This window comes from Streptomyces sporangiiformans, assembly GCF_005768555.2.
In the GTDB taxonomy this organism is placed as follows: Bacteria; Actinomycetota; Actinomycetes; order Streptomycetales; family Streptomycetaceae; genus Streptomyces; species Streptomyces sporangiiformans.
The window spans coordinates 34,569-41,618 of the sequence record NZ_VCHX02000089.1; the positions used below are offsets into that span (position 1 = coordinate 34,569).

Annotated in this window: 4 protein-coding genes; 1 reads left to right on the plus strand and 3 read right to left on the minus strand. The window is 68.5% G+C overall.

All coding sequences use genetic code 11. The features are described 5' to 3' along the window. Window positions 1-19: 19 nt before the first annotated feature. The 3 genes from FGD71_RS10515 to FGD71_RS10525 are packed head-to-tail and all read right to left on the minus strand — an operon-like array spanning window position 20 to window position 3,694. On the minus strand, window positions 20-955 hold the full coding sequence (locus FGD71_RS10515) for a carbohydrate ABC transporter permease (protein ID WP_119100140.1): 936 nt from the start codon (window positions 953-955) through the stop codon (window positions 20-22). Next, window positions 952-2,016 (minus strand): ABC transporter permease, encoded by a 1,065-nt coding sequence (locus FGD71_RS10520; protein ID WP_240436507.1) that lies wholly within the window; start codon window positions 2,014-2,016, stop codon window positions 952-954. Before FGD71_RS10520 ends, FGD71_RS10515 begins: the two co-directional genes overlap by 4 nt. A gap of 4 nt (window positions 2,017-2,020) precedes the next feature. After that, window positions 2,021-3,694: a type 2 periplasmic-binding domain-containing protein gene (locus tag FGD71_RS10525; protein ID WP_119100141.1), complete on the minus strand. Its 1,674-nt coding sequence runs from the start codon at window positions 3,692-3,694 to the stop codon at window positions 2,021-2,023. 360 nt (window positions 3,695-4,054) lie between these two features. Between FGD71_RS10525 and FGD71_RS10535 the strand changes: the two genes are divergently transcribed. Continuing rightward, on the plus strand, window positions 4,055-6,991 hold the full coding sequence (locus tag FGD71_RS10535; protein WP_119100142.1) for a glycoside hydrolase family 3 C-terminal domain-containing protein: 2,937 nt from the start codon (window positions 4,055-4,057) through the stop codon (window positions 6,989-6,991). Window positions 6,992-7,050: the final 59 nt, after the last annotated feature.

The window sequence follows — 7,050 nt, forward strand, 5'->3', positions numbered from 1 at the left end:
GAAAGCGGGCTGACCGGAGTCAGCCTTTTACCGCGCCGGTGAGCATGCCCTTCTTGAAGTGCCGCTGGACGAAAGGCGAGAGGACGGCTACCGGGAGGAGGGCCATGACCATGACCGCCATCTGGACGGCCAGCCCGGACAGTTGGCCGGTCTTGATGGCCTGACCCAGACCGACCGGGGGTTCCTGCTTCTGGACGAGCTGGATCATGACGTTCTGCAGCGGCATCATGTCCTGGTCGCTCAGATAGATCGACGCGTTGAACCACGCGCTCCAGTAGCCGACGGCGTAGAAGAGCGTGATCACCGCGATGACGGCACGCGAAAGCGGTATCACGATCTTCCAGAGGATCCACCAGTCTCCGGCCCCGTCGATCCGCGCGCTGTCGATGAGCTCCTGCGAGATGCCCATGAAGAACGCGCGCAGCACCAGGATGTTGAAGACACTGATCGCGCTCGGCAGGATCAGCGCGAGGTAGGTGTCCGTCAGCCCCAGGGACTGCACGAGCAGGTAGGTCGGGATGAGGCCGGCGCCGAAGAACATCGTCGCGAGCAGGGCCATCAGCATCCAGCGGTGCCCGACCGACCCGATGCGGGAGAGCCCGTACGCCGCGAGGACGGACACCGTCATCGAGAAGAGCGTGCCGACGAGGGTGACGCACAGGCTGACGATGCTGGCGCGGGTGACCTGGCCGCCGCTCAGCAGCTCCTGATAGGCGATGAACGTGATGTCCTTGGGAACCACGACCAGTCCGCCGGCCTCGGAGATCGTCTGCTTCGAGGACAGGCTGGTGACGACGACGATCCACAGCGGGAACAGGACGCCGAGGCAGGCACCTGCCAGGACGATGCCCTTGCTCGCGAGCCCTGCTTTGGTGGGCTGTTCCTCCCACACGGGCCTCGGCGGGGCGGCCCAGCGGCCAGGAGCCTTCGGCCGCTCTTCGGTCACGGCGCTCACTTCTTGTACACCCCCTGCTCGCCCATGAGATGGGCGACCTTGTTCGCCGCGAGGACGAGTCCCAGACCCACCACACCCTTGATCAGGCCCGCGGCGGCCGCGTAGCTGAAGTCCTGGTTGCGGACGCCGTTCCACCACACATATGTGTCGAGGACTTCCGCCGCGCCCGGCCCCACCGCGTCCCGCTGCAGCAGGATCTGCTCGAAGCCGACCGTGAGCGCGTCACCTACGCGCAGCACCAGCAGCAGTGCGATCACCGGGCGCAACGCGGGCACCGTGACGTGCCACATACGGCGCCACCGCCCGGCCCCGTCCATGGCCGCGGCCTCGTACAGATCGGGGCTCACGGACGCCAGCGCGGCGAGGAAGACGATGATGCCCCAGCCCGCGTCCTTCCACACGCCCTCCGCGGTAACCAGGAACTTGAAGATTCCCGGGTCGGTCATGAGGTCGAAGCCCTCGTACCCGTGCTGCCGCAGGGTCTGCGCGATGATTCCGGCGCCGCCGAAGATCTGCTGGAAGACGGTGATGACCAGCACCCAGGAGAAGAAGTGCGGCAGGTAGAGCACTGCCTGGGACACCGCCCGCACGCGCGGCCTGATCACGCTGTTGATGAGCAGCGCGAGCAGGATCGGGATCGGGAAGAAGAGCACCAACTGGAGCGCGAACAGGACGAAGGTGTTCTGGACGGCGTCCCAGAACGCCGGGTCGTCGAAGATCCGCTGGAACTGTTCGAAGCCCACCCAGGGGCTCTCCAGCATGGCGATGAAGCCGTTGTCGCTGATGTACGGGTCGTACTCCTGGAAGGCGACGACATTGCCCAGGATCGGTATGTAGTTGAAGACCAGGACCAGCACGATGGCCGGCAGGGTCATCAGGATCAGCGTGCGGTCCCGCTTGAAGCGGGTCCTGAAGGTGCCGCCCTTCGAAGGCTTGGAGACCGCGGCGGGCTTGGTGGCCGTTGTGCGGCCCTTCGCCCGGCCGGCGGACGGGTCGGCGGTGTCCGTAGGCGCCGGCGAGGCGGTGCGGGCGGCGGCGCCCGGTGTGGTGCCGTGAGCCACCTCGTCACCCCTGCGCGGATCCGTTGTCGTCCAGCAGCTTCTTGTACCAGTCGCGCAGCTTGCCGCCGCCCTGGCTCTTCCAGTCCGACACCGCTTGCTGCATGTCACTGATCTTCTTGCGGCCGCGGACGACGTCGTCCTCCAACTGCTCGAAGTCATTGGAGAGGTTGGTGTAGCGGGCCGGTTCGGTGATCTGGAGGCCGAAGAAGGAGGACTTCTTGGTGAAGGCGCCCATCCGCTGCTGCCACTGAACCTGTTCCTTCGCGATGTCCGGGAAGTCGGGATGCGCGATGGTCGGGGCGGGGCTGGCGAGCATGACGTAGGCGTTCAGGACTTCCGTGTTGCCCTTGTCGGTCTTGACCGGTGTGCCGTCCTTGACGGTGTAGTGCGTGCCCTCCACCCCGTAGTTGGTGAGCATGTACTCCTTGGTGCCGTACGGGGCGGCGGTGACGTTCGCGGCGGCCAGCACGTCGTGGATCACGGCCTTCGACGCCTTCTTGTTGATGAATGCGAAGATGCCCGCGGGCGATCCGGCCCACAGCTCGGGGTCGCCGCCGTCATGGCCGAAGATGTCCATGCCGCTGATGCGGAAGTCCTTGTTCTGGGTGGCCTGTTCGGCCATCTTTCCCCACCAGTCCGAGATGTTCTGGTTGTACATCAGGACCTGGCCATCGGTGAAACGCTGACCCGCGTTGCCCTGGTTCACTGCCTTGGCGTCGGGGTGGACGACGCCCGCCGCGTACAACTTCCGTGTCCACTCCAGCGCTTCGAGGTACTCGTCGGTCTCCACGCGGTAGATCAGCTTGCCGTCGACGAGGTTCCAGCCGAGCGGCTTCTCGCCGCCGGACAGCACACCGAAGATGTTGAAGGCGGTCCACTTCATGTCGTCGCAGGCCCACACCTTCGCCTTGGCGTTGGTGATGTCCTTGGCGAGGGCCAGGAACTCCTCGGCGGAGGTGGGGAGTTCGTACCCCTCCTTGTCGAAGACGTCCTTGCGGTAGAAGGGCACGATGCCGGTGACCGTGGGGGCGGGTTGCGGCAGACCACGCAGCTTCCCGCCGAAGATGGCGTACTGCCAGGCGTCACTCGGGATGGCGGCGAGGTTCGGGTACTCCTTGACCTTGTCGCCGGAGAGGTACGGACCGAGGTCGGCGAACTTGCTGATGATGGCGCTGGGGATCTTGCCGCCCATGTTCCAGCTCGGGATGACCACGACATCCGGCATGTCGCTGGAGGCGAGGACCGCGCCCAGCTTCTCGTCGTAGGTGTTGCCGTCCTGGTTCTGCCAGACGAGCTCGGCGCCGATGACCTTGTTCATCGCCGAGTAGTAGGGGTTGCTGCTCTTCGGCGGCGAACCCCAGAACGGCGACATGATCTTGATGGTGCTGCCCTTGCCGAGCTTCTGGGGCACCGAGGTCTTCAGCTCGGCGAGCGACATCTTGCTGGTGAAGCCGGCGGCGGAGCCGTTCTTCGACGCGATGTCGGGGGTCACCACGTTCTGCGCCACGAACGCGGGGAGGACCTTCTGCGCGTCCTTGCCCGAGGTCGTGCCCTCCTTCGAACCGCTGCCGGAACCGCCGCAGGCGGCGAGCAGCGGCATGCCGCCGGTCACCGCGGCGGCGACCGCCGTGGAGGCGAGGAAGCTTCTCCGGCTGGGGGCGGAGGTATTCGGCGTCATTGCGTCAACCCTTCATGGCGCACACCATGACACCCGGCGGTGGGGTCGTCGGCTGCGGTGTCTTGAGTGAATCCGGCTGAGCTGAAGCGGACCTCGGAGGAATGCGCGCACGTGGTGGGCACGTTCGACAGTCGAAGCGCTTCGATGTTGCTGCGAGGTTAAGTGAACGCCTGGGGGTGCACAAGAGCCGATTCGGAGATTCCTGGGAGGCATACGGGCCTGGATCTCTCTCTTCGCGCCCCTGAGACGTCGTACGGGTACGGAGCCGCTGCCTCAGGATGTCTTGACACCCGCCCCTCGGTCGAATGAGCATCGAAGCGCTTCGAAAGTCCTCCGCCGCTCTTCGCAAGGGGTCCCAGCGTGACCGCTCAAACGCCGCCGTTCCGTGACTCGCAGCTGCCGTTCGCGAAGCGCATCGACGATCTGCTGTCGCGCCTCACCGTGGCCGAGCGCATCGCGCTGCTGCACCAGTTCGCGCCGGCGGTGGAGCGGCTCGGCGTCGCCGCCTTCCGCACCGGACAGGAGGCGCTGCACGGGGTGGCCTGGATGGGCCCGGCGACGGTGTTCCCGCAGGCCGTCGGCCTCGGCGCGACCTGGAACGACGATCTCGTACGCCGCGTGGGCGAGGCGGTCTCCGCCGAGGTGCGGGCGATGCGGGCCCGTGACGACCGCGTCGGCCTCAACGTCTGGGCGCCGACGGTCAATCTCCTGCGCCATCCCCTCTGGGGCCGCAACGAGGAGGGCTACTCCGAGGATCCCGGGCTGACCTCGGCGATCGCGACGGCGTACACCCGCGGCCTGCGCGGCGACCACCCCGCGTACTGGCGCACGGCCCCCGTCCTCAAGCACTGGCTCGCGCACAACAACGAGACGAACCGGGACACCACATCCTCGTCCGTCCGCCCCCGCGTCCTGCACGAGTACGACCTGCGCGCCTTCCGGGAGACCGTCGAGGCGGGCGCGGTGGCCGGTGTGATGCCCGCGTACAACCTGGTCAACGGCCGCCCCAACCATGTGTCGCCGTATCTGCGCGAGCACTTGCGCACCTGGACCGACCAGGAACTCCTGGTCTGCTCGGACGCGGGCGCGCCCTCCAATCTGGTGGACTCCGAGCACTACTTCGACACGCACGAGGAGGCGACGGCGGCCGCGCTGATCGCCGGTGTCGACAGCTTCACCGATCACGGCACGGACAGCTCGAAGATCGTGGCCCGCCTCCAGGGCGCCCTGGAGGCGGGCCTGCTGAGCGAGGCGGACATCGACGCGGCGGTCCGCCGCCAGCTCACGGTCCGTTTCCGCCTCGGCGAGTTCGACGCCCGCCTGGATCCGTACGCCGCCCTGAGGGACTTCGACACCCCCGGCCACCGCGCCCTCGCCCAGGAGGCCGCGGAACAGGCGATCGTCCTGCTCAAGAACGACGGCCTGCTGCCCCTGACCGGCAGCCCGGGCGGCGGGCCGCGCGTCGCCGTGGTCGGCCTGCTCGCCGACGAGTGCAAGCTCGACTGGTACAGCGGCACCCTCATCCACCGCTCCACCCCTCTGGAGGGCCTGTACGAGCGATTCGGCGCCGAGCGCGTCGACTTCGCCGAGGGAGTGGACCGCGTACGCCTGAAGACATCGGCCGGTACGTATCTCAGCGTCCCGCCGGCCGACGACACGACCGGCGGGGCCCGGGGCGCGGAGGGCGCGCTGGACCCGGCACTCCTCGCGGGCCGCACGGACCTGCCCCCGCTCACCACCGACGCCACCGGCACGGACCTCGCGCTGATCGACTGGGGCGAGGGGGTCCTCACCCTCCGCGCCCCCGACGGCCGCTACCTCTCGGTCGCCGACGACGGCTACGTACGCGCGTCGGCGGACCAGCCCGGAGGCTGGGTCGTCCAGGAGACCTTCCGCCTGGAACCGCATGATTCCCATGCGGGCGGCCACCTCCTGAAGCACGTAGGGACGGGTCGCTACGTCTCTGTCGCCGCCGAGGGCGTAAAGGTTGCCGCGGAAAACGCCGAAGAAGCTGAAGGTGCCGAAGACGCTGAAGGTGCCGAAGACGCTGAAGGTGCCGAAGACGCTGAAGGTGCCGAAGGTGCCGAGGCTCCGGAGATCTTCGAGCTGATCGTCACCGAGCCCGGCGAGGACGCGGTGACCCGGGCCGCCGCCACCGCCGACGTGGTCCTCGTGTTCGCGGGCAACGACCCGCACATCAACGGTCGCGAAACCGAGGACCGCACCACGCTCCGCCTGCCCGCCCACCAGGAACGCCTGCTGCGCGCCGCTCGCGCCGCGAACCCGAACACGGCGCTGGTCCTCGTCTCCGCGTACCCGTACGCGGTGGACCACGCGAACCTCCCCGCCGTCCTGTGGACCGCCCACGGCGGTCAGGCCGCGGGCACCGCCCTGGCCCGCGTCCTGGCCGGCGACGTCTCCCCCGCCGGCCGTCTCCCGCAGACCTGGTACGCCTCCGACGCGGACCTCCCCGATCTTCTCGACTACGACGTGATCGGCGGCCGCCAGACGTACCTCTACTTCGAGGGCACCCCGCTCTTCCCGTTCGGCCACGGCCTGTCGTACGCGTCCTTCGCCTACAGCGGTCTCGAGGCCGTGCCCGGCGAGGGCAAGGTGAAGGTCACCTTCACCGTCATCAACACGAGCGAGGTGGCCGCCGACGAGGTCGCACAGCTCTACACACGCGCGGTGAACCCATCGGTCCCCCGCCCCCGCCGCGAACTGGCCGCACACCGCCGCGTGCGCCTCGCCCCCGGCGCCTCCACCGAGCTCACCTTCGAACTCCCGCTCTCCACCTTCGAGTTCTGGGATGTGGCGCACGGCCGGTGGCGGCTGGAGCCGGGAGCGTACGACGTCCTCGTGGGCGCATCCAGCGAGGACATCCGCCTGCGCGGGACGATCGAACTCGACGGCGCCCCCGCGGCCCCCCGCCCGGTCCTCGGACACGGCCTGAACGCGGCCGACTTCGACGAGCAGAGTCGCGCCGAGATCGTCGACCGCACAAAGGTATCGGGCGACGCGGTGGCACCGGTCGACGGCGGCGAGGCCGAACTGGTCTTCCGCCGTTGCGACTTCGGCCCCGCAACGACCACCGTCACCGTTGTGGCGGCGGGCGAGGGCTCGGTCGAACTGGCCCTGCCCGACGGCCCGGTCCTCGCACGGCTCGAGATCCCGGCGACCGCGGGCCCGTACGACTACACCACCGTCGACGCCCCGTGCCATGCCGCCGAGGTCCATGACCTGCACATCAGACTGCGCGGCCCGCTGCGGCTCGCGCGCGTCGGCTTCTCCGGTTGAGGGTCCGGACCAGGCCGACGCAAGGAGGGGCCCGGCACCGGAGGGCACCGGTGCCGGGC

Coding starts and splice junctions, on each gene's coding strand:
- FGD71_RS10525 (WP_119100141.1), bottom strand. CDS start 3,694: ATGACGCCGAATACCTCCGCCCCCAGCCGGAGAAGCTTCCTCGCCTCC.